At 51.2% G+C, this 22548-nt stretch carries 14 protein-coding genes and 4 tRNA genes; 11 read left to right on the forward strand and 7 right to left on the reverse strand.

Features of this window, described 5'->3' with window-relative positions:
- Positions 1–220: 220 nt before the first annotated feature.
- Positions 221–1984, forward strand: a complete 1764-nt coding sequence (locus TW77_RS15200) for a DUF885 domain-containing protein (protein WP_046005835.1) — start codon at positions 221–223, stop codon at positions 1982–1984.
- Positions 1985–1991: 7 nt separating this feature from the next.
- On the opposite strand, the gene mtnK is transcribed toward TW77_RS15200, so the two are convergent.
- Complete coding sequence (gene mtnK / locus TW77_RS15205; protein ID WP_046005836.1) at positions 1992–3194, reverse strand: S-methyl-5-thioribose kinase; 1203 nt, start codon at positions 3192–3194, stop codon at positions 1992–1994.
- A gap of 572 nt (positions 3195–3766) precedes the next feature.
- Here mtnK and TW77_RS15210 point away from each other — a divergent pair.
- Positions 3767–4861, forward strand: coding sequence for a methionine aminotransferase (locus TW77_RS15210; RefSeq protein WP_046005851.1), 1095 nt, complete (start codon positions 3767–3769; stop codon positions 4859–4861).
- On the forward strand, positions 4849–5634 hold the full coding sequence (locus tag TW77_RS15215) for an amidohydrolase (protein ID WP_046005837.1): 786 nt from the start codon (positions 4849–4851) through the stop codon (positions 5632–5634). The genes TW77_RS15210 and TW77_RS15215 overlap by 13 nt, the downstream gene beginning before the upstream one ends.
- Before the next feature lie 61 nt (positions 5635–5695).
- Here the strand turns inward: TW77_RS15215 and TW77_RS15220 are convergent, their stop codons facing one another.
- The 5 genes from TW77_RS15220 to TW77_RS15240 all read right to left on the reverse strand — a co-directional run bounded on the left by TW77_RS15220 (position 5696) and on the right by TW77_RS15240 (position 16291).
- Positions 5696–9004: a methyl-accepting chemotaxis protein gene (locus tag TW77_RS15220; protein WP_046005838.1), complete on the reverse strand. Its 3309-nt coding sequence runs from the start codon at positions 9002–9004 to the stop codon at positions 5696–5698.
- 275 nt (positions 9005–9279) lie between these two features.
- Positions 9280–12609: an amidohydrolase family protein gene (locus tag TW77_RS15225; protein ID WP_046005839.1), complete on the reverse strand. Its 3330-nt coding sequence runs from the start codon at positions 12607–12609 to the stop codon at positions 9280–9282.
- Between the two features lie 138 nt (positions 12610–12747).
- Positions 12748–14904 (reverse strand): ATP-binding protein, encoded by a 2157-nt coding sequence (locus tag TW77_RS15230; protein WP_046005840.1) that lies wholly within the window; start codon positions 14902–14904, stop codon positions 12748–12750.
- A gap of 131 nt (positions 14905–15035) precedes the next feature.
- Positions 15036–15692 carry a helix-turn-helix transcriptional regulator gene (locus TW77_RS15235; RefSeq protein ID WP_046005841.1) on the reverse strand — a complete coding sequence of 219 codons (657 nt, stop codon included), beginning with the start codon at positions 15690–15692 and terminating at the stop codon, positions 15036–15038.
- Between the two features lie 227 nt (positions 15693–15919).
- Complete coding sequence (locus tag TW77_RS15240) at positions 15920–16291, reverse strand: histidine triad nucleotide-binding protein (protein ID WP_046005842.1); 372 nt, start codon at positions 16289–16291, stop codon at positions 15920–15922.
- Positions 16292–16497: 206 nt separating this feature from the next.
- On the opposite strand from TW77_RS15240, the gene TW77_RS15245 reads away from it, so the two are divergent.
- On the forward strand, positions 16498–17151 hold the full coding sequence (locus TW77_RS15245; RefSeq protein WP_046005843.1) for a DUF2057 domain-containing protein: 654 nt from the start codon (positions 16498–16500) through the stop codon (positions 17149–17151).
- A gap of 23 nt (positions 17152–17174) precedes the next feature.
- Here TW77_RS15245 and TW77_RS15250 read toward each other — a convergent pair whose 3' ends face one another.
- Complete coding sequence (locus tag TW77_RS15250) at positions 17175–19022, reverse strand: M1 family metallopeptidase (protein ID WP_046005844.1); 1848 nt, start codon at positions 19020–19022, stop codon at positions 17175–17177.
- Positions 19023–19152: 130 nt separating this feature from the next.
- On the opposite strand from TW77_RS15250, the gene murB reads away from it, so the two are divergent.
- The 7 genes from murB (at position 19153) to TW77_RS15285 (ending at position 22385) form a co-directional block, all read left to right on the forward strand.
- Positions 19153–20166 (forward strand): UDP-N-acetylmuramate dehydrogenase, encoded by a 1014-nt coding sequence (gene murB, locus TW77_RS15255; protein ID WP_046005852.1) that lies wholly within the window; start codon positions 19153–19155, stop codon positions 20164–20166.
- Positions 20159–21154, forward strand: a complete 996-nt coding sequence (gene birA / locus TW77_RS15260) for a bifunctional biotin--[acetyl-CoA-carboxylase] ligase/biotin operon repressor BirA (RefSeq protein ID WP_046005845.1) — start codon at positions 20159–20161, stop codon at positions 21152–21154. The genes murB and birA overlap by 8 nt, the downstream gene beginning before the upstream one ends.
- Positions 21151–21849 (forward strand): type III pantothenate kinase, encoded by a 699-nt coding sequence (locus tag TW77_RS15265; RefSeq protein WP_046005846.1) that lies wholly within the window; start codon positions 21151–21153, stop codon positions 21847–21849. Before birA ends, TW77_RS15265 begins: the two co-directional genes overlap by 4 nt.
- A gap of 128 nt (positions 21850–21977) precedes the next feature.
- Positions 21978–22053: transfer RNA gene (locus tag TW77_RS15270), tRNA-Thr, on the forward strand.
- Between the two features lie 40 nt (positions 22054–22093).
- Positions 22094–22178, forward strand: a tRNA-Tyr gene (locus tag TW77_RS15275).
- 44 nt (positions 22179–22222) lie between these two features.
- Positions 22223–22297, forward strand: a tRNA-Gly gene (locus tag TW77_RS15280).
- A 12-nt stretch (positions 22298–22309) separates the two neighbouring features.
- Positions 22310–22385: transfer RNA gene (locus tag TW77_RS15285), tRNA-Thr, on the forward strand.
- The last annotated feature ends 163 nt before the right edge of the window (positions 22386–22548 follow it).

The following is a 22548-nucleotide window of genomic DNA, read 5'->3' on the forward strand; positions in this document are numbered from 1 at the left end:
TCCTGGGTTTTGCAAAGCAAAAATCAGCGCAATGAGACAAATTTATGGCTTTTTCTACGCCATTGCTGAATAAATAGGCACTTTTTCGCTGTGCCCTGGCTGATGTGATACAGCGGCACCACTGGTATCAATCGACCACTGGTCGTATTAAGTTGCAAGCCCTTCATCGGCATGATTAGGTGTTGCGTAAATTTCACAAGATTGTTAAAGGAACACACTCGTGAGCACCTCACTTAAAACGACTTTATCCCGCTCTTTGTGCGCAGTGACGCTGGCACTGGGTCTGGCAGGATGTGAACTGACTCAAGTCAGTGCCGATCAGCAATTCACCACTGTGGTTCAGCAGGTGATGACCTTTCGCGGCGACAATGAGACGCGCATGCAAGCCCATTTACCGGACCTGAGTGCAGAAAATCTGGCCGAGAAAAACGCAGAACGCGTGGCGTTTTTACAACGTTTAGACGCGCTGGATAAAGCAAAATTGAGTGAAGAAAATCGAATTAACCTGACTATTTTGCGCGCCCAAGTCCAGGATCAGGTCGACCGCTACCGTTTCAAAGCCCATTATATGCCGCTTAAGTCGGAAAGCGGTTTTCACAGCAGCCTGCCCTGGCTGTTCGGTGATGTGGACCTGAGCACGCCTGAGGGATATGACCTGTATCTGCAAAAACTCGCTCAGGTACCGCGTTATTTTGCGCAAAATATGGCCTGGATGCGTGAAGGCCTGGCCATTGGGCTAACCCAGCCAAAGGCAGTGCTGGCTGGCTATGAAGAGTCGATAACGGCATTTATTGTTGATGATGTGACGCAGTCGCAGTTTTTCAGGCCTTTTGCAAAGAATCAGCATAATTTGCCTGCGTCTGAGTTTGCAGCGATCCAGGCACGGGCAAAAGCGGTACTGGCAGAGCAGGTGATCCCAGCGTATCGCGACTATCTGACGTTTTTCGTCGAGCAGTATCGCCCCGGTGCCCGTGATGACATTGGTATTTCCAGCACTCCTAATGGCGTTGAGTTTTACCGCAACCGTACGGCGCACTTCACCACCACCGAAATGACTCCGAAAGAGATCCATGAGCTGGGACTGAAAGAGGTTGCCAGGATCAAGGGCGAGATGATGGAGATCATTAAGCAGACTGAATTTGACGGCAGCTTTGCTGAGTTTGTACAATTTTTGAGAACCGATCCGCAATTTTATGCCAGCAGTGCACAAGAGTTATTGAAAGAAGCCGCTTATATTGCGAAGAAAATGGATGCGCAGCTGCCTAAGCTGTTTCATACTCTGCCGCGCCGCCCTTATGGTGTTGCGCCAGTACCCGATGCGATTGCACCTAAATACACCACAGGGCGGTATGTGGGCGCAAGCAAAGACACAGATGCGGGTTATTACTGGGTTAATACCTATGCCTTAAATAAGCGTCCCCTGTATGTGCTTGAGGCCCTGACTCTGCACGAAGCAGTCCCTGGTCACCATTTGCAAATCTCACTGAATCAGGAATTAGACTATCTGCCAGATTATCGTCGTGAGTCTTATATCTCGGCATTTGGTGAGGGCTGGGGACTGTACGCTGAGTATCTGGGCCTGGAAGCGGGTTTTTATCAGGACCCTTACAGCAATTTTGGTCGTCTGACCTATGAAATGTGGCGTGCTGCGCGCCTGGTTGTGGATACCGGTATGCACATGTATGGCTGGAGCCGCGAGCGGGCGATGAACTTTATGCGCGATAATACGGCTTTATCACTGCACAATGTGAAGACAGAAACAGACCGTTATATTTCCTGGCCGGGTCAGGCACTGTCTTACAAAGTGGGTGAGCTGACGATTAAACGCTTGCGCGCCAAGGCCGAAGCGGCGCTGGGGACTGACTTTGATATTCGTGAGTTCCATCACCAGATCCTGCGCCATGGTTCTGTGCCGTTAAGTGTGCTGGAAACGCAGATCGATAAGTATATAGCGTCGGCGCAACGCGCCACTCAGGCCGGTTAACAGCCGATCACAGTAATACGCTGATGATCAGCTGGTAGCAGGCGCTTTTGCTTTGACAGCTACGGGCGTGCAGGATCAACTGCTGCCCGACTTCCAGCGCCAGTCGCTGAGCGTGCAGTCGTGCCTGCGCATCTTCAATCTTATCCAGATCGCTTACCTGGGCCTGCCCTGTGATACGGCGGATCATTTCACTGCCACAGTAGCCAACGGCATCTTGCAAAGCTGCACGGACAAAGTGTTCAACATGATCTGCGGTCTTTGGTGTGTTGCCTGTGCCATGCTGTGCGCATAACTCGAACCATTGCTGTTCAAACTCACTCAAACAGATATCTATGGTGCGCAATAAGTAGGTATGCATATCACGGCGTCTTGATGCTGCCTTGATGCGGCCGTGCTGGGAACAGAAGTTAAGCAGCAGATTGCCGATGAAACAGCCCAGATCTAAGCCGATGGGGCCAAAAAAAGCCAATTTCGGGTCGGTAAACTTGGTCGTTGTGTCATCAACAAACAGGCTGCCACTGTGGACATTACCATGCACCAGCGTCTGCGATGACGACTGAAAACTTTGCCTGAGTCGGGCGACAGCCAGTTTTAGTGCCGTGTTTTGGCGCAGCTTGTTGATTTCATTGTGTAGTGCATCCGGGTAGTGATTACGCGCTGAGTCCTGATATGGGTCATCAAAAAATACCGTTTCGGCGATGGAACGCATTTGTGGGTTGTTAAAAGACAGGAACAGTGCTTTTTTGCCCTCAGGTGTGAGGTAAAAGTCGCTGTGATAAAAACTGGTAGTGGCCAGATAGCGAGCGGCATCCCGGCCCAGGTTGGCAAAAGTGCGTCCGGCATTGAGTTCTGTGCGCAAGACGTGCAGATGACCGAGGTCTTCCAGTATGATAATGGCCTGCTCACTATCATGGTGCAGCATTCTCACTGTTTGGGCCGGGCACACCTTGCCATGGCGACGTAAGGTGCTTGCTTCAATACGCGCTCGCTCCAGCGCCTGAGGCCAGCTTGCTCCTGTGTCATGGGCATCTGGCCGGGCCTGCTTGAGGATCACACTGCGCTGATGCTGATCCGTGATGCGAAAAACCAGATACAGTTTGTCATTGCTAAATTTATTGCAGCTCAGGTTTGCATCCGGTGGGAACAGGTCCCCCTGATTATTGATGTATTCAATGGCTCTGTCGTTATCAAACGCCTGATAAGCACTCATCCGGATCATCCACTCAGAATAAATTAAAGTGGAATTCTAAACCCTTAAACGTTTGGAAGTCTATACATCCTTTGGTCTTGGTTTGGCCTAGTCTGGTCATTGAGTGTGCGTGGCTGGCAGTGTCATGAACTCCGTCTTGAAAGGCTTACAGGCTATTCCGCTGAGCAGCCTGTCATGATTCAAAGTGGATATCGACTTGTGTAAACGCAGCAGCTATAAGGTTTTGTGTGTTGTTATTCGAATGCGGGTCATGAAAAATGCGGGTCAGGCTCAGCTGCCTTGAACGCTGGCCGTGACAACAAAGCTATGCTCTGCTCTAATGACAAAGTTGCCTTTGGTTGCCGGTACTTAGCTTTGTGCTCTGAGTCAGTGTCCGGCGTTTATCAGGGCATGTTTCGCTTGTGCTGATTGCATACGCTTACCTCTCACGAATAACATCGTGGATAACTTTAACCGGCTCCATTTTTATTTTAGGTACTGATAGTATCGCCTGAGCCGTGACACCACATATAAACGAGGAAAAGGTCGTGGAAAGCAAATTACCTCATGTAGGCACCAGTATTTTTTCTAAGATGACCGCGCTGGCCAACCAGCATGGCGCACTGAATTTGTCTCAGGGTTTTCCTGAGTTTGACGCCCCGGAGCGTCTAAAACTGCGCCTGACCCAGCATGTCCAGGCAGGCATGAATCAGTATGCACCTTCACCGGGAATGCCGGCTTTACAGCAGCAGATAGCGTTGCTGGCAGAGCGTAAATATGGTGCTCAGGTTGATGCTGCGGCTCAGGTGACTGTGACCGCCGGGGCCACGGAGGCTCTGTTTGTAGCCATTCAGACGCTGGTGCGCCCGGGGGATGAAGTCATCGTGTTCGACCCGGCGTATGACTCATATGCGCCCGCCATTGAATTGGCCGGTGGTCGCAGTGTACATATCGCGCTGCGCTCCCCCGATTACCGGATTGACTGGCAGCAGGTTGCAGCCGCTGTGACGACAAAAACGCGTGGGATTATTATCAATACACCCCACAACCCCAGTGCCAAGACATTAAAGGCTGCTGATATGGCGGCGCTAAAAGCACTGGTGGCCGAGCACGACCTGTATGTGATCAGTGATGAAGTGTATGAACATATCACCTTTGATGCGCAGCCACATTTAAGTGCATTGCGTGACCCTACGCTGGCAGCGCGCGCTATGGTGGTGGCCAGCTTTGGTAAAACCTTCCATTGTACCGGCTGGAAGCTGGGGTATTGTATTGCGCCTGAGGCACTCACCAGTGAGTTTCGTAAAATTCATCAGTATGTGACTTTCTCTTGCTTTACACCGGCGCAGCTGGCGCTGGCTGATATGCTCAATGAAGAGCCGGAGCACGTGGATGCACTGGCTGATTTCTATCAGCACAAGCGCGATCTGCTGATTGAGGCACTGCAAAGCAGCCGCTTCACTATTCTCCCCAGCGAGGGCAGCTACTTCCTGTTGCTGGATTACAGCGCTATTTCGTCACTGGATGATGTCGGCTTTTGTGATTACCTGGTCGAAGCCATCGGTGTTGCCGCTATTCCGCTCAGTGTGTTTTATGCAGACGGTAGCTCAGATAAAGTGATCCGTTTGTGTTTTGCCAAAGAAGATAACACCTTACTGGAGGCCGCGAAGCGATTATGTCAACTTTAACCGTCGCTTTGGTGCAGCAGGCCATTGAGTGGCTGGCACCTGAGCACAATTTTGCTCAGCTGGATGCGCAGTTGAGTGCCGAGCAGGCGCAGCTTAACGGCTGTGATTTGATTGTTCTACCGGAAACTTTTTCAACCGGTTTTGCGCTGGCGGAGCCTTGTGCAGAATCGCCACATCACGGTGAGGCGCTGGCTTTTTTACAGCGTCAGGCACAGCGCTGGCAGGCGGTTGTGGCAGGCAGTGTCTTGGTCGCACAGGGTGAGAAAAAAGCCAATCGTTTCTACTGGTGCTGGCCGGATGGCACAGTGCGCCATTACGATAAACGCCATTTGTTTTGTCTGGGTAAAGAGGGGGAGCATGTGATTGCCGGGCAGGAGCGGGTGGTGTTTGAGGTGAATGGCTTTCGGATCTTACCTCAGGTGTGTTACGACCTGCGTTTTCCAGTATTCCAGCGTAACCGCAATGACTATGACCTCATGATCAATGTCGCCAACTGGCCTGCTGCACGCCGTCGCATTTGGGATACGCTATTGCAGGCCAGGGCGATTGAAAATCAGTGTTATGTACTGGGCTGTAACCGGGTTGGGGATGACGGTTATGGCACGGCGCACAATGGTGGCACGGCGGCCTATGATTATACCGGCGCCTTACTTTCGAGCACTCCGGATAATCAAGCTGATGTGCTGGTGGTGAGCCTGGAAAAAGCGCCGCTGGAGAGCTTTAAGCAGGGCTTTCCTGCCCATCTGGATGCTGATCCATTTACCCTGCAATAAGCCTGTGTACAGCGCGCTGAGTACCTCGGCGCGCTGTCGTAACACTCACCCTGATGCGGGCCTAAGAAGCGTTATAGCTGTGGATCAGCAGCTCCTGCTCAGGCTGTGCTGTGGCGCTTTGCGGATGTGACGCAATTTCAAAATAACCCAGCAGTTCACGCATGGCATTGGCTTGCTCCGCCATTTGCCTCGCCGCAGCCATGGTTTCTTCGGTGATGGCCGAGTTTTCCTGAATTAAGTCGGTGAGACGCTGTACCACGATATCCACTTCTTTGATCGACTGTTGCTGTGTGGTCGTCGACATATTGATTTTCACTATGTTCTGACTGACATCGGCAACGGCTTCGACTATCTGATTGAGCTTATCTCCCGAATCATTTGCCAGCTGGGTGCCTTGTTCTACCTTCTCGTTGCTGTTGGCAATGATCTCTTTAATTTGCTTGGCTGAGGCGGCACTGCGACCGGCGAGCTCGCGCACTTCGTTGGCAACCACCGCAAAGCCACGACCATTTTCGCCGGCCCGGGCGGCCTCGACGGCGGCGTTCAAAGCTAGCAAATTGGTCTGGAACGCCAATGCATCAATCACTGACACTATTTCGTTGATGTCTTTGCTGGCCCGATTAACTTCACCTATGGCGGCGACCGTGTCCTGCGACAGCGAGCCACCTTCTTTGGCGATGGTCTCGGCATTGCTGGCCAGCTCTACGGCGGTGCCGGATTGTTTGGCCACCTGCGTCAGCTCTTCCAGCATGTGACCTGTGCTGGCACTGGCTTCTTCCAGGTTAGCAGCCTGCTCTTCGGTACGCTGGCTGATCTCGGTGTTGCTGGCGGCAATTTCACCGGCACTTTGCGTAACCTGGCCTGCCGCATACTGGATCCCTTCAATCACTTCGGTCAGTTTGGCGATGGTGGCATTCACATCGCGCTGCAGGGTTTCAAAAACGCCCTCATAATGGCCATTGATCTGCTCATTGAGCTGTCCTTTGGCCAGCGCCCCCAGCACCCGGGTAACTTCATTGATGGCGTCGGAAACTGTGGTGGTCGACGTATTCACATCTTGTTTGAGCTGTAACAGCTGACCCTGCAGGTCGGATTCTATTTGAATGGTAAAATCCCCTTGACTCATGGCTGACATCACGCTGGCCAGCTCTTCAATCACGCGGCTGAGGTTATTCACTGAATGATTGATATCGGCTTTGAGGGTGTCCAGCTGGCCCAGCATGGGCGAATTAATGGTTCTATCGAAGCGGCCATGGCTGATGGCCATCATCACTGAGGAAATTTCGCTGATGGCTTCATCGACACTGCGTACCGACACATTAATGTGTTCTTTTAATTCCCCCAGCTGGCCCTGCGCGGGCGTCGAGACGGCCTGTTTAAAATCGCCCTCACTGACCGCTGCCATGGTGTGGCCGATGTCTTCAATAATGGCGGCGAGATTCTCCACGCTGGAGTTGGTGTCTTCTTTGAGTTCTTCCAGCTGGCCGCGCAATGGTAATTCCAGGCGCTGGCTAAAGTCGCCCTGGCGCAATGCACTCATCATGGCTGCCAGTCCATCAATGGCCCCGGCAACGCTGCTTACTGAATTGTTCACGCTCACTTTGAGCTGTTGCAGGCTGCCCTGCGCTTCAACCTGCACTTGTCCCTGAAAATGGCCTTGCTCCATATCCGACATCACGCTGACAATTTCCGTCATGGTGGTATTGATAGAGTGCATTGAGCTGTTGATATGGGATTTCAGGGTGGCCAGATCGCCACACATCTCGGATTCCAGCTGTTTATCAAACTGGCCCTGTGACATGGCATGGATCACCTGGCCTATGTCACTCAGTGCACTTTGCAGGCTCTGGGCGCAATCATTGGTGGCGCGTTTGAGGCTATCCAGTTCGCCCTTACATGGCACGCTGATCCTGTCATCAAAGCGCCCGGCCGCCATGCGGTCCATCACCCGATTGGTCTCTGAAATAGACAGCTGAAGGGCGTCCAGCAAGGAGTTAAACGCCTGGCCGCAGCGACCAATTTCGTCCAGAGTATTGATCTCAGTGCGCAATGCGAAGTCGCCTTCTTGCTCCACTTTACGAATGGTGTTCACCAGCGCGTGCACCGGACGGGTCAGGGTACGAGCAAACCAGCAAGCGGCCAGTACTATCATTAGTACACAGGCACCCAGCACGATCAGCAACTGAGTGCGTAAGGTATTGATTGGGGCAAAGGCCTCGGCTTCGTCAATTTCTGCCAGTAATGCCCAGCGCACGTTGAAAATGTCCACCGAAGTATAAGCTGACAGCACCGGGTTACCGTTGTAGTCGAGTACTACTTTTTGCCCTTGCTGCCCCTGCATGGCCTGCTGGAAGGCTTCCGTGTTCACTGTGCCTTTGTCCGGGTGGCGAAACGAGGCCGTCACTGAGTGGTGAACCGGGTCCAGATAAGAGTCTGAACGCATCAGGCCTTCCGGGCCAACCAGGTAAGTCTCACCGCTTTCTCCCAATCCCTGACGCTCTGTCATAATGGCATTCAGGGCGTCTATCGAAAGTTGAACAATGAGGGTGGCTGGTGCCTGACCATCGATGAGCAGTGGCGCAGCAACAAAACTGGCCGGAGCGTTATAAGAAGGCAAGTATTGCTGGTAATCCACAAAGGCGATTTCCCCTTCGCGGGTTAACTTCCGCCCGGCCTTGAAGGCCTCGGCAATGTTGCTTTGTGCGTAGGGGCCATAGAGCAAAGAGGTGGCAAAGTCGCTCTCTTTGTACACTGAGTAAATGATATTGCCACTCAGATTATCCACGATAAAAATATCGTAAAACTCATAGACTTCAGCAATTTTACTGAAGAAGGCATGGTGCTGCTGGTGGACCCGATCATAGGCGTCGCCAGCTCCACTGTTAATCAGGTTGAGCTTTTCGCCCAGCGGGTGGGGGTTGTCGGCCAGGTAGCGGGTTTGTAGTGTGATCCCCTGAGGGGACAATTCCGATAACAATATCGCTGGTGGTGCGGCCTGCTCATTCAGTGATTTAAAGCGGGGTGCAAACTGGTCGCGATAAAAGCCTTGCAGGCTGGCGGGAACGGCAACGGTATCATCGACTTCGCCATAGGCCTGAATAAACTCTGTGGCGGCTTGTTTTACATAGGGGTTCACCGCCAGTGAAACCAGCTCGTCCTGCACGCCGCTGAAATGGCGCTCTATGGCGCTTTCTTTAATTTCGCCCACCGCGCCCAGTTGGGCATACACCTGACGGGTCATGGCGTCGGATGATTGCATCAGGGTCATGGCGATAATGATGGCGGTCGGGATCAGGGCAACCAGTAAAAAGGCCGAGATCAATTTTTGTGTCAGGTTAAGTGACTTAAAGAAGTGGCTGAGATCAGACATGCTCCCTGCTCCTTGTGTTAGCTGATATACCCGTGAGGCTGGACTGGTCGCATCTGCACAAGTGGCCTCGCTGCGCCGCCATCATAGCATGTGCCTGACGACAGAGTATCCTATTCAGTGACACAGTTTAGAACAGTTCGCGATATTATCCAGAACGTGGATCGGGACAGGGTCAGGTGTGTAAGGCTTTGTTGCCAGAGAATAAATGCACAGAAGGGGCATTTGACGAAAAAAAAGCAGCCTTTCGGCTGCTTTATGAATGAAATGACCGGATATTAGTGTTTCCAGTGATATTTATGTGCTTTTTCTTCCATATAAGCTTCGGTCGCCGGATGCATCGGCGTTTTGCTACCATTTTCGAAGAACAGCGGCTGGCGCTTCACATTGTAGTTGCCGGTTTCGTTCATCGTTGCGGCATCATAGATGCGGCCATTCAGAACGGTGTAGGCAACTTTTTCTGATTCGCGGATATCGCTGAGCACATCACCGTCGATGATCACTAAGTCAGCAAGTTTACCTTTTTCAATGGTGCCAATATCGTGATCCATGGCCAGGTATTTGGCACCGTCGATGGTGCCGCTGCGCAGCGCTTCCCAAGGCGTAAAGCCACCTTGTGCCATTGACCACAACTCCCAGTGGGCGCCCAGGCCTTCACGCTGGCCGTGTGCACCAATGTGCACAGTAACGCCTTTGTCGCGTAGCTGCTTGGCAGATTTCGCCGCATTGATATGGTTGTAGTGGTGCTCAGGTGCTTTTTCACGACGTACAGAGCGTGGGTTCAGAATGTAGTCCGGAACAAAGCTTGCCAGGCGCTCATTCTTCCACACGTCGGTGGTGTCGTAGAAGTAGTCTTCCCCTTTAATACCGCCATAAGCCACGTTAAAGGTTGGGGTAAAGCCGGCTTTGGTCTGGCTCCACATTTGCGTTATGTCTGAGTAAATATTCGGGATTGGCAGGGCGTGCTCAAGACCCGTGTGACCGTCGATGATCATGTTCATGTTCTGCTGGAACTTAGAGCCGCCTTCCGGTACCACCATGATCTCCATCTGTTTTGCCGCTTCCAGCACTTGCTGGCGGGTATCACGACGGGGGTGGTTGTAGCTCTTAACTGTGATCGCACCAGCGTCTTTCAGACGCTTAACGTGGAATTGCGCATCTTCCAGGTTGCTGATCGGCGTTTTGTAGCCAGGTGCATTACCGGCATAGAGGATCCGGCCTACGGAGTAAATACGCGGTGCGACGGTCAGGCCGGCACGTTGTAATTCCGCCATAGAGAACACTTCGTTGGAGTCATTCGACGGATCGTGAATGGTGGTCACACCAAAGCTCACATTCGACAGCTGATTCCAGTTTTGCTCAGGTTGCAGGTTGTAGCTGCCATAGCTGCCGTGCGCGTGGGCATCGACCAGACCTGGGATCACGGTTTTACCTGTGATGTCCATTACCTTGGCTTTGCTTGGGATCTCGACTTCGCTGCGGGTGCCCACTGCGATAATGCGGTTTTCCTCAATTAACACGACACCATCTTCGATGATCTCTTGCTGCTCATCCGCATTGCGCATGGTCACGACTTTACCGCCAACCAGGGCCAGAATGCCCTCTGGTTTGTCGGCTTTTTTCTCAAAGCTCAGGTCGATCCCTTCGGCAGTTAATGGTGCGGCTTCGGCTGCGGCACCTTGTAAAAATGCAAAGGTGTCGGTCAGCTTACGCTGATATAAAGTCGGACCAAAGGCCCAGGTTAACGCACTGCTGTCTGCTTTCCAGTTCAGGAAGTCACCTGAATATTTAGAGACTTGCTGCACCGGGAAAGATTTAGACCCTTTATTGATAGACAGGGTTTTACCTGTGCTGGCGAACGGGGCAACAAAGGTATTGAAGTTCTCGATGAAGGCTACGTAGTTACCATCTGGCGAGACGCGGTAATCAAAAATGTAGTCGCCTTTAAAGTGTGAACGCTCTTTTTCACCATTGAGGTCAACGGATTTCAGTTCGCGGTGTGTCTCATCGCTCATCGCGCTGAAATAGATACGGTCTTTTTCCGCCCCAAAGTGCGGGTTGTCGCCTCGTTTGATGATGCGCTTGGCTTCGCCACCTTTGGCACTGGTCAGGTAGATGCCTGGTTCCATTGACCAGTCACCGCTGAGCAGGTAGCCACCGGTCACTTTGCGATACAGCACGTGCTTACCATCTGGTGAGAAGCTCGGGTTGATGTAATGACCCGGATCCTGAGTGATCACTCGACCTTTACCGCCACTGGCCGAGACAACGCGCACGGCGCCTAAGTCCTGATCGTCCCAGCTGGTGTATACGATGTACTTACCATCGCGCGAGAAACTTGGGTAAAACTCAAAGTGGTCGTTTTGTGTTGTTACACGGCGTACTTTACCTGAGGCAATGTCTTTGGTGTACAAATGGCCCAGCGCCTGGAACAGGGCGGTTTTACCATCCGGAGAGAGCTGTGACCAACGCGCCAGTTTGACCTTGAAGGTATCCGGTGCCACATCAACAGCAAACTTCAGTGCCGGGGTAATTTCTTTTTCAGCTACTACGCGGGTTGGGATCACCTTCGCCTGCTTGCTGGCAATATCCACTTTGTGGAAGACGCCACCGGCCCAGAAAACCAATGCTTTGCCATCCGGCGTGTAAGCGAATGCCGGGGTGTTACCCTGTGCACCATTGGCTTCTTGCAGATCCCGGTCCAGACCGGCAAAGATCTCGGTTTCGATACCTGACTTCAGATCTTTGATGTACAAGGCACTTTGCATGACCTTGCCATTTTCAATGCGCTTTACGAATGCCAGTGATTTACCGTCCGGGCTTGGCGTTGGGCGAATTGCACCGCCTGAGCCACGGATCACGGTTTCTTCTTCACCTGTGGCCAGATCCCAGGAGCGGATCTCAAATACCGAATCCAGTGCATTTTTGTTGTATTCCCAGCGTACGCCAGGGGTGGCATCCACTGAGTAATAGAGCTTCTTACCATCGGTAGAAAAGGCAGGCTCGGCAATATTCTTCTGCGATTTTGCACCGTGCAAACGATCGCGTACAACCACGCCTTTACCACCTGAAATATGGTACATACGGATTGAACCACCTGGAATAGTACGACCGGTTACCTGACCTTGTTTTACCGCGATGTACTGGCCATTCGGCGACCAGGCCGGGTTATGCAGCAGGTTGTGAGACTCATCAGACACCTGGCGCATGTTGCTGCCGTCAATGTCCATCACCCACAGGTTTTCAGCGCCTTCACGGTCTGAAATGAACGCAATTTTAGTGCCGTCCGGAGAGAACTTAGGCTGGAAGTTCCAGGCTCTGTCGCTGGTGATAGCCGTTGCTTTACCACCGCTAATGGGCATCACGTAAATGTCGCCCAGCATATCGAAGATAATGGATTGTCCATCCGGACTGACATCCAGGTTACTCCAGGTGGTTTCATTGGTGTCTATGGTAATGGTTTGCTTGTCACCCGGCGGGTTCAGCACGCTCCACTCTTTAGTGCTGGCAGCGTCTGCTTTATCTGTGGTGGCTGCTACGCTAGGCGTGCTCAGGCCAATCATGGCGGCACCGATGGCAATGGCCAGCGGCGATTTAAGTAGTGTCATAGTGAAATTTCCTTCAGATTTCTTGTTATCTGGGTAGTCAGGCACCCTGTGTCAGCTAGGATGAACAAATTTTCCCATAAAGTCGACTTTGTGGCGATAAAAGTACCGCTTTGTGCGTTTGCTTTTAGGCCTCTTGTGTCAGCCGACGGTCTGGTGGCGCACATACTGCAAATACGCTTCCAGGCTCTGTTGCCACAAGACCATGGCATCTGCCAGCTCCTCGTCACAGCGTTTCTTGTCCAGCAGTCGGCGTTCAATTTTCTTAAGCGTCAGGCCATAGCGATTAAAGCCAAGCTGCAAGGCCGTGCTGGCCTGGCGGTGCAAGAGTTTGATGCACTGTTGATCGTCCTCATCCAGTAGCTGCTGAATGTGGCGCAGTTTAGTGCGTGCGGATAACACAAATTCATTATAAATCGACGACACTTCATCTTCGCTAAAGCCACTGAGCGACGCGACCGCGCTTTCATCATATAAAGTGTCACTGAGCTCGACGCTGATGTCCGGCGTTTGCGCTTTTTGTGAGTTACTGATGGCCTGACGCAGTTTATCTTGTTTGATTGGCTTACCCACAACGTCGCGGATCCCCAGTGCCAGATACTCCTTAATTTCTTCCGGGCTGAGGCTGGCGGTAAAGGCTAAGAACGGCGTACGGCGATTTTTATGTGCTATGTTTTTGAGGCGCTTGAGCACCTCCTGACCCGTTAAATCTGGCAGGTTCATATCCAGCAGCACCACATCAAAGGCATGCTTAGTGAGCTGCTCAATGGCACTTTGACCATCGTTGGCCAGCTTGATCCTGTGCTCATCAATGGCCATAAATTCGATGGCAATCTTGCGATTGAGGTCTAAGTCTTCAACCAACAGAACGTCCAGACCGGTTGCGTAGTCGACATTATGATGGCGCTTTTCAACCAGGCTGAGTTCTCCGACGGTTAAGGTTAAGTCAAAGCTGAAGGAGCTGCCTTTATCCAGCTCGCTAATGATCTCCAGCTGGCTGCCCATTTTATCCAGCAAACGTGCCGTGATAGCCAGTCCCAGACCGGTGCCGCCTTTGGTTTTTCCGGCACTGCTTTGCACATAAGGCTCGGTGAGTTTTTCTATGTCCTCTTCTTCAATGCCAGGGCCGGTATCTATCACGCTAAAACGCACCCGGTGCTCCATATTCCCTTCTTTGACCAGCTCGACACAGATCTTGACCTCACCTTGATCGGTAAACTTGATGGCGTTACCGACCAGGTTGAGCAGGATCTGGCGCAGTTTTTGTTGGTCACAGTAATAGCAAACCTGCTCGGGCATGTCGTATACCAGCGTAAAGGTGAGCCCGCGCTGCTCGGCCATTGGGGTCATCAGCAGGCAAAGGTTGTTCAGCCAGCTTTTAAATTCAATGTCTTCGGCAGCCAGCACCTCGTCACTTTGCTCCAGACTGGCGTAGTCGAGTACCTTGTCGATGAGTAAATTGAGGGACTCGGCAGAATTAATAATGGCTTCGCAGTAGGCTTTGCTGGCCTGATCTCCAATACGGTTAAGCACCAGTTGCGCACTGCCCAGTATCCCGTTGAGAGGTGTGCGGATCTCATGACTGACGGTGGACAGAAACAAACCGCGGATCTCCAGGTCTTGCTGGGCTTTTTCAGTCAGGCGATTGAGGTTATGTTCGCGCCGCTCGTTACATAGTATGGCCATCCCGGTGGCGTAAAAAATGGGGGCCAGTACGCCATTGAAAAACAGCGTGATGGTGAACCAGGGGCTGTCGAGGAGGTTAGCATGGTTGATCTCACCCATTAATAAGGTACGGCCGGTAAACACACACAGAATAAAGCTCAGCACAATGAGATAGACGATGCTGCCATTGGGATACAGGGGATGGGCATAGCGGATAAAATAGTACAGCAGCAATAATGCTTCGGCGATATGCTGGAGATCGGAGATCAGGATGCGCTGTCTGAGCCCCGGTGCAACGGCGCTGAAATAGACCAGGGCGCAAAACAATATCCCGGTGATAATCAGATAAAACTGAAAGGCTTTGTCCCGGACACCAAGAAACTGGCTGATCGCCCAGCAATGGAGCATGGATGCCGCAAACAACAGACCGTTGGCGACCCCTATGGTCTGCCACTGCTGGAAATGGCTGTGCAGCGCAAACCCAATAATGCCGGCAAACAACACCATAGGATAAAAAATGTATAACACCGTGCCGGGGGTGTCTTTGTTGGCCCGCCATGTCAGATAATTAAGAAGTGTCATCATGGCCGTCATAACGACGCTGGTGACATACAGAGTTTTGGGATCCAGCATGGTGTGCCCTAGCAATAAATCGACTTTGCTAGCATAAAAGGAAGTGGGAAATCAGTAAAGCGGTGTAAAGCGCGCAACAGTGCCGTTGTTAATTTGGCACTGCTGCAATCGCGCTTGCAGTGACGACTCCGCTAGCGGATCTCGTCCGGGATATTTTGTTGCGCCCAGGACAATAATTCAATCCGGTTACGGCATTTCGTTTTTCTGAATGCACTGTAAAGGTGCGTTTTCACCGTATGCGGGCTGATGTTCAAGTCTTCAGCAATTTCTTTGTTCTTGGAGCCTTTACTCATCAGAGTAATAATGGCCTTTTCACGCTTGGTGAGTTTCACCGGCTCAATATCACCTTCGGTCAGTTTGTGTAGTGCATCTTTGTTAAACTGCAACATGCGGTTCAATGCATTACACATAATCTCGCGACGATACCAGAGCTGGTCTTCCATCAGCAGACGGATCCCTTTCATCAGCACATCCGCATTATCCGTGGTGTAAAAGACACCTCGGATACCGCTGAGCAATGCGCGATTGGCCAGTTCCGGGTTTTCATCCAGGTTGAATAGCACAATATCACAGCTGACTTTGAGGTTGACGAGCTGCTCTTTTAACTGACCCCAGGCGTCGTTAGCGGCTGTTTCGATGAAGAGCAAACGAGTGTTCTCTGGTACTTCTGAAATATCTGTCCCAGTGATTACGTCCAACCCCTGAGTTTTCAGTAAAGGTTGTAATACATTGACGCCTATGGTGTTAATAGGTTCTTTGTCTAGCAATAAAAATGCAGTACTGCTCATGTGGAAAACACTCTCATTCTGTCTGATTACGCAATGCTATCACGTGACTCAGGCCTTTTGTATTAGAAATCTCATCAATAAATAGATTGTTCTGCTATATATTGTGGCATTTCTGATCTTGTTGTCGAATTAAAGCCTTAGTTAAACCACTAAGGCTTTGACTTTTATAATTTTAATTATGTTTTTGCTAATATGTTAGTAAATTACATTCTTTAACAAAGAATAATTTAGCTTAGCACTTTTTTCTTATCTTGGTATGGTGGCCAGCCCATTTCTTTACCGGCAAGTACATGTAAATGAATGTGGTAGACGGTCTGACCGCCATCGTTATTACAGTTCATGACTGCGCGATAGCCGTTGTCTGCAAACCCATGCTCTTTAGCCAGTTTAGCTGCTACCAGATACAAATGCCCAACCAGGTGTGCATTTTCTTCATTAATGTCATTCATGGTGGCAATCGGGGTTTTTGGGATCACCAGAACATGAAAGGGGGCTTGCGGATTGATGTCCTTAAATGCCAGGGCCAGATCATCTTCATACAGGATATCGGCGGGAATTTCCCGATTAATTATCTTGGTAAAAATTGTTTCTTGGCTCATTATTTTTCCTTGTAGACGATAGTTTAGCTGATCAGCATAGCGTGCAAAGAGTAAGATACAAGCGAAAATGGTTGTTCAGAGTTTAATCATCTGACAACCGCATTGAGTGCAGGTGTATGGCCTGAACGGAACGCTTGAATGCTCTGTTGCAGTTTTAGGTTCAAAGCTAAGTGTCAGCCACATTAACAACAAAATAAAGAGGAATTATGAAGAAAACACGCATTTTTTACTTTCTGCTGGTCAGTTTGCTCAGTGGGCAAGCGTTGGCGGCACAGTTATATTTTCCCGAAGAGTTGCTGCCGTTACAGGTTGGACAAAAGGAAATAGAGCACTCGTTTTTTAATAAAGTACGGGAGCTGTCGCTGGCAGCGGGCAGACATCAGCTGCGCGTTAAATATACGGACCTGTACGAGATTGGGTATGACGATCACGAAGTGATTGAGTCAAAACCGTTCTGGGTGACCGTTGAGGTGGCTGAGCAGGGAGATTATCACGTGGAGTTTGAACGGGCCGATACACTTAAAGCCGCTAAGCAATTTGCAAAGCAGCCACAGCTGTGGCTTAAAGCGCCTGATGGGACGCGTACGCCAGTCAAAACGCTGACTGAGCAACTGCGGACCCGCTCAGTACCGCAGGCAGCAGAAAGGCTTAAAACTCCGGTGACTAAGCCAGACTATGCTGACTCTTTACCTGTCGAACCGCCTGTGGCACCTCAAGGTGATAAACCTGCTTTGTCTGACGCTGTACCCGCAGCCCCTCAGGCTGGCAAGCCCGACGCAGCGGCAATGCTGGAGTTCTGGTGGCAACAGGCGAGTCCGGCTCAGCGCGCGGCGTTTTTAGAAAAAGTACAGCCTCAATGAGGCTGTACTTTTGTCGGTATCAATTAGTTAGCAAAGATAGCATCAATAGTGCCTTGTGCTAACGGGTGATAACCCGGGCGGGCTTTTTGATAGACTTCATAAGCCCAGTCGCGTTTGCCGTTGGCAACCAGTGACTTGTACAGGCGCACAATGAGCTTGCGACGACCAATGCCACTGAGGTGCTTGTCGAGGGCCGGGTAAATGGCGTCATAGCCATTGCCGACGGCCAGCATAAACCAGGCAAAGGCCAGTTCGGCATTGGTTGAGTTGGTCAGGCCAAATGCCTGATCCAGCGCTGCCATTTTATCCTGTGCCAGGTCGCGCGGCAGGTTATTAATAAAGTGCAGCCACTCATGTACCGTCCAGCTGGTGGTGGGAATGGCCTCAAGCGTGCTGTTACCAGCTAACCAGGCCTTTGTTGCGGCATCTACTTTATCAAATGCATCTGAGGTTGGATTTGGTGCATCGGCCGGTAATCCCGGCTGGTGGATCCACTCATTGACCTTATCCATGCTGACTATGCCTGGATGTTTGTTGATGAGGTGTTTCTCGATATACTGAACAAACTCGGCGGTGGTCAGCGATTTAAACGCGTAGGCGTCAAAGTAGCCTTTCACAAAGGCGTCAAACACTTTACGGCCAAACTTTTCCTCCAGGTAGATCAGGAACAGCTGACCTTTAGTGTAAGGAACCGTGCTGAATGCATCGTCCGGATCGCGACCATTGAGGCGCAGGTTCAGGCGCGTATCCGGTGCCGGCAACTCCTCAACGACGGTGCGCAGTCTGGCAGAATCCAATGCTTGCTCCATGACCGCGCGCTCACGACCAAACACTTCTTCCATAATGCGGTTTTCGACATAAGAGGTAAAACCTTCGTTCAGCCACAGGTCTTCCCAGGTGGCATTAGTGACCAGGTTGCCCGACCAGGAGTGTGCCAGCTCGTGAGCGATCAGGTTAACCAGGCTTTTGTCACCTGCAACGACGGTAGGCGTTATAAAGGATAAGCGTGGGTTTTCCATGCCACCAAACGGGAAGCTCGGCGGCAGCATTAGCAAGTCGTAGCGTCCCCAGGCATATTCGCCGTACATGGCGTTGGTTTTATCTATCATCGCCTGGGTGTCATTAAACTCAGCAACAGAGGCATCTAATATCTGTGGCTCGGCAAAGATGGCGGTTTGGTGCGACATCTCTTTATATTCGAGGTTACCGGCACCGATGGCGATAAGATAAGGCGGAATGGCCTGCGGCATATCAAACCAATAGTCGCCATCTTTGATTAACGCGCCACTGTTGTCGGCACTCATGACTGCACGCACATCTTTGGGTGTATTAACGCGAGCGGAATAGGTAACACGCATCGCAGGGGTGTCCTGGACGGGGATCCAGCTGCGGGCATGGATAGCCTGAGACTGACTGTACATAAAAGGATGCGACTTACTGGCGGTTTGCTCTGGCGTCAGCCATTGCAGACCGGATGCCTGTGGCAAGCTGTTATAGTAGATGCGGGCTTTTTTCGCTTGTTGCTTAAAGCGGATAGTCAGTTTGGCGCCTTTCACGTCATCGCGTTTAGCAAGGGTAAAAGAGGCTGGGTACCATTTACCGTTACTGCCCTGGTACATCACCTTGTCTATTTCAAGGTCTCGGGTATCCAGCACCAGGGTTCTGGCTTGTTTGTTTTGCCATGCCAGTGTGTGTTCCACAAAACCCTCCAGCTGTTTGTCTGCAAAGTCGACATCCAGATCCAGGTGAAGGTGTGTACTGATCACGTCGTTGAGGTTGGCATAGGTGTGTTCGTCCACCGCCTGAGCACTCAGCGCGGTATGTGACAGGCCTGCCAAGGCAAGACCAAAGGTTAGGGCAGAAAGTTTCATTATTATCCTTGCTCATGATGTGAGTAGAGCCGTTGTTATACCACTTAAGTGCCAAAATGACACCTTGATGCGCCAAAGCCAAGGATAGGCTACACTAGCGGCAATTTTGCATTTGTTACAGGGTTCGGGTGTGCAGTCATTGCAGTCATTACACACATTCTCGCTACCGGCGTCATGCAGCTCCTTGCTGCGTATAACGGATCCGGCGCAGCTTTACGACCACGATTTTAGTACGCCGTTTTATATTTTAGGTGAGGGCAGTAACAGTGTGTTCCTGGGCGATTATGCGGGCACAGTGATCCAAATGGCCAATCGTGGCGTGGCTATCGAAGAACAAGCCAATCATTATGTTGTATGCGCAGCAGCCGGTGAATCCTGGCATGCACTGGTGATGCATCTGCTGGCACAAGGGGTTGGCGGACTGGAGAACTTAGTCTTGATCCCGGGCACCCTGGGCGCTGCCCCGATCCAGAATATCGGCGCTTATGGTGTGGAGCTGGCCGATGTGCTGTATCAGGTACGGGGCTTTGATATTGCCAGCCGAACCATGCAAACCTTAGATAAAGCGGCTTGTGAGCTTGGCTATCGCGACTCTGTGTTTAAACATGCGCTGAAAGATCGCTTTATTATTACCGAAGTGACTCTGCATCTACCTAAGCAGTGGCAGCCTGTGCTGAGCTATGGCCCGCTAAAAACACTCTGCCACGAGACGGTGACCCCACAGGCGGTCGCTGAACAAGTGATGGCAACCCGACGCAGTAAACTGCCGGACCCTCAGGTGCTGGCAAATGCCGGAAGTTTTTTTAAAAATCCGGTGGTCGACAAAGCGCAAGCCGATGCCTTAGCCAGTCGCTATCCCGACATGCCCAGTTACCCGGTCGATGCGCAGCATTGCAAACTGGCCGCGGGCTGGCTCATTGAACGCGCCGGGCTCAAAGGCTATCAGCGGGGTGGGATCAGAGTGTATGAGCGCCAGGCTCTGGTGCTGGTCAATGAAGGTCACAGCAATGGTGAGGACCTAAAGGCGGTGATCTGCCATATTCAGCACACCATACTTACCCAGTTTGACATTGTGCTGGAGCATGAGGTCAGGCTGATAGGCCCGCAGGGTGAAATTACAATACAGGAAGCGCACTATGGTTAAAGCACCCGATGGCAACAAGCTGGCCATTTTACATGCCCTGAAGTGCGGCGAATTTGTTTCCGGACAGGCCCTGGGCGAACAGCTGGGGATCAGCCGGGCGGCGGTGTCTAAGCACATTAAGTCTTTACAGCAAATGGGCATCGACATTTTTAAGGTGACTGGTAAAGGCTATCGCCTTAATAACAGCCTGCCTTTATTAGAGGAAGCCGAGATCCGTCAGAGCTGGGCGCAGCTCAGCGACACGCCGTGTCAGATAGAAGTGCACTCTATTATTGATTCCACGAACAGCGAGCTGATGCGTCGTATTCAGGCCCACCAGTCTATTCCCAAAGGGCAAGTGCTGGTTGCAGAAATGCAGCAGGCCGGGCGAGGCCGACGTGGTCGTCAGTGGCAGTCGCCATTTGGTGCCAACTTATATTACAGCTGTTACTGGCAGCTCGATGAAGGTATGCAGGCCGCCATGGGGTTGTCGATTGCCGTCGGGCTGGCGGTACACGATGCGCTTAAAGCCTTGTTCGACCTGGATGTGCAACTGAAGTGGCCAAATGATGTGTATCTGAATGAACAAAAGCTGGCGGGCATCTTGGTTGAGCTGGACGGCCAGGTTGAAGGCCCTTGTCATCTGGTGATTGGTATAGGGCTGAATGTCGCTATGCCAGAGAGCGCTGCCGGACAAATCGATCAGGCCTGGACGGATCTGAGTCAGCACGTAAACGCGGTGAACAAAAATCAGCTGGTGGCCGTGCTGACTTTGTGTCTGCAAAAGCGTTTGGAGGTTTACCAGCGTCATGGTTTGAGTGTGATGACTGAGCAGTGGAATGCACTGAATGTGCATCGTCAGCAAGCCGTGACTTTAACCACAGGGCAAAAACAGTGGCGGGGTATTTGTGAAGGCATTGATCTACAAGGTGGCTTGGTACTGCGTCAGGATGGTGAGCTTAAAACTTATTATGGCGGCGAAATCTCAGTGCGTAAGGAAGTATCATGAAACTGCTGGTAGATGTGGGCAATACGGCACTGAAAACGGCAACGCTGGCAGGGGACGTTATCACCTTAGTGGCTGAGACAGACATTCCCTGGTCAGAGATACAAGAAGTGCTGATTGCGCAGGTGGGCAAGGGAGAGCTTTTGGCGCCGCTAATTGCACGTGCGCAGCAACTGGCGATTCCACATTATCAGGCTAAGACCAGTGCAACATTGGGTGGGCTAACTTGCGCTTATCCGCAATTTGAGAACCTAGGAGTCGACCGCTGGCTGACGGTGGTGGCCTGTTATCATCTTTATCCGCAACAAAGCTGCGTGATACTCGATTGTGGCACCGCCAGTAAAATAGATGTGCTAAATAAAGCCGGACAACATCTGGGTGGCTGGATCTTGCCCGGTCTGGATATGATGATCAGCAGCCTGGTCAGTAATACCCAGAAAGTCTTCAGTGATGACACCAGCTTATTTTTGCCTGAGCTGGGCACCAATACGCCCAACGCGGTCAAAAATGGTGCCCTGGTCGCCACCCTGGGTGCACTGGAATACTATTTGAGCCAGTCTGACGACACGCCTGTGATTGTTTGTGCTGGCGGATATGGCGAATTAATGCAACAACACTTAGCCCGGCCAAGTACATATAATGATATTTTGGTGCTGCAAGGCCTGATGTACTGGCGTAAATATCAGCAGTTTGCATAATAATTTGCCTGCAATACAGGTTTTTGCTGTAAATGTGACCATTTAAACAATTATCTGTGATTTTTTTTACTTTGGGTGTTGCATAGTCCCGGTCATTCCTCTAATATCTCGCCCCGTACTAAAGCAGTGCCGACTTAGCTCAGTTGGTAGAGCAACTGACTTGTAATCAGTAGGTCATCCGTTCGACTCGGATAGTCGGCACCAGTTTTTAAACAGCAACGCTTTAGACAAGAATTTTTGACGTGGAGGGGTTCCCGAGCGGCCAAAGGGATCAGACTGTAAATCTGACGGCACTGCCTTCGCTGGTTCGAATCCAGCCCCCTCCACCACTTTATTCTTGACGGTTAGAGGTAGTTAAGAACAGGTTCCTAAAGCGGGCATCGTATAATGGCTATTACCTCAGCCTTCCAAGCTGATGATGCGGGTTCGATTCCCGCTGCCCGCTCCAGTTTTCTGGTGTGCTGATATAGCTCAGTTGGTAGAGCGCACCCTTGGTAAGGGTGAGGTCGGCAGTTCAAATCTGCCTATCAGCACCAGTCTTCGGATCTTCCTAAATACTTCCTTTGATTTGTCATAAAAACATTTATAATTGTACTTAATAATTCTAGTCTGCCGCCGTTGTGGCGTGTGGATTATTTTTATATGTAATCTAGATACACAAAACTTATAGGTTCCGTCATGGCAAAAGAAAAGTTTGAA

Origin of the sequence: Pseudoalteromonas rubra (assembly GCF_000967655.1) — a bacterium.
In the GTDB taxonomy this organism is placed as follows: Bacteria; Pseudomonadota; Gammaproteobacteria; order Enterobacterales; family Alteromonadaceae; genus Pseudoalteromonas; species Pseudoalteromonas rubra_A.

Coding starts and splice junctions, on each gene's coding strand:
- mtnK (WP_046005836.1), bottom strand. CDS start 3,194: ATGAGTGCTTATCAGGCGTTTGATAACGACAGAGCCATTGAATACATC.
- TW77_RS15210 (WP_046005851.1), top strand. CDS start 3,767: ATGACCGCGCTGGCCAACCAGCATGGCGCACTGAATTTGTCTCAGGGT.
- TW77_RS15215 (WP_046005837.1), top strand. CDS start 4,849: ATGTCAACTTTAACCGTCGCTTTGGTGCAGCAGGCCATTGAGTGGCTG.
- TW77_RS15220 (WP_046005838.1), bottom strand. CDS start 9,004: ATGTCTGATCTCAGCCACTTCTTTAAGTCACTTAACCTGACACAAAAA.
- TW77_RS15225 (WP_046005839.1), bottom strand. CDS start 12,609: ATGACACTACTTAAATCGCCGCTGGCCATTGCCATCGGTGCCGCCATG.
- TW77_RS15230 (WP_046005840.1), bottom strand. CDS start 14,904: ATGCTGGATCCCAAAACTCTGTATGTCACCAGCGTCGTTATGACGGCC.
- TW77_RS15235 (WP_046005841.1), bottom strand. CDS start 15,692: ATGAGCAGTACTGCATTTTTATTGCTAGACAAAGAACCTATTAACACC.
- TW77_RS15240 (WP_046005842.1), bottom strand. CDS start 16,291: ATGAGCCAAGAAACAATTTTTACCAAGATAATTAATCGGGAAATTCCC.
- TW77_RS15245 (WP_046005843.1), top strand. CDS start 16,498: ATGAAGAAAACACGCATTTTTTACTTTCTGCTGGTCAGTTTGCTCAGT.
- TW77_RS15250 (WP_046005844.1), bottom strand. CDS start 19,022: ATGAAACTTTCTGCCCTAACCTTTGGTCTTGCCTTGGCAGGCCTGTCA.
- birA (WP_046005845.1), top strand. CDS start 20,159: ATGGTTAAAGCACCCGATGGCAACAAGCTGGCCATTTTACATGCCCTG.
- TW77_RS15265 (WP_046005846.1), top strand. CDS start 21,151: ATGAAACTGCTGGTAGATGTGGGCAATACGGCACTGAAAACGGCAACG.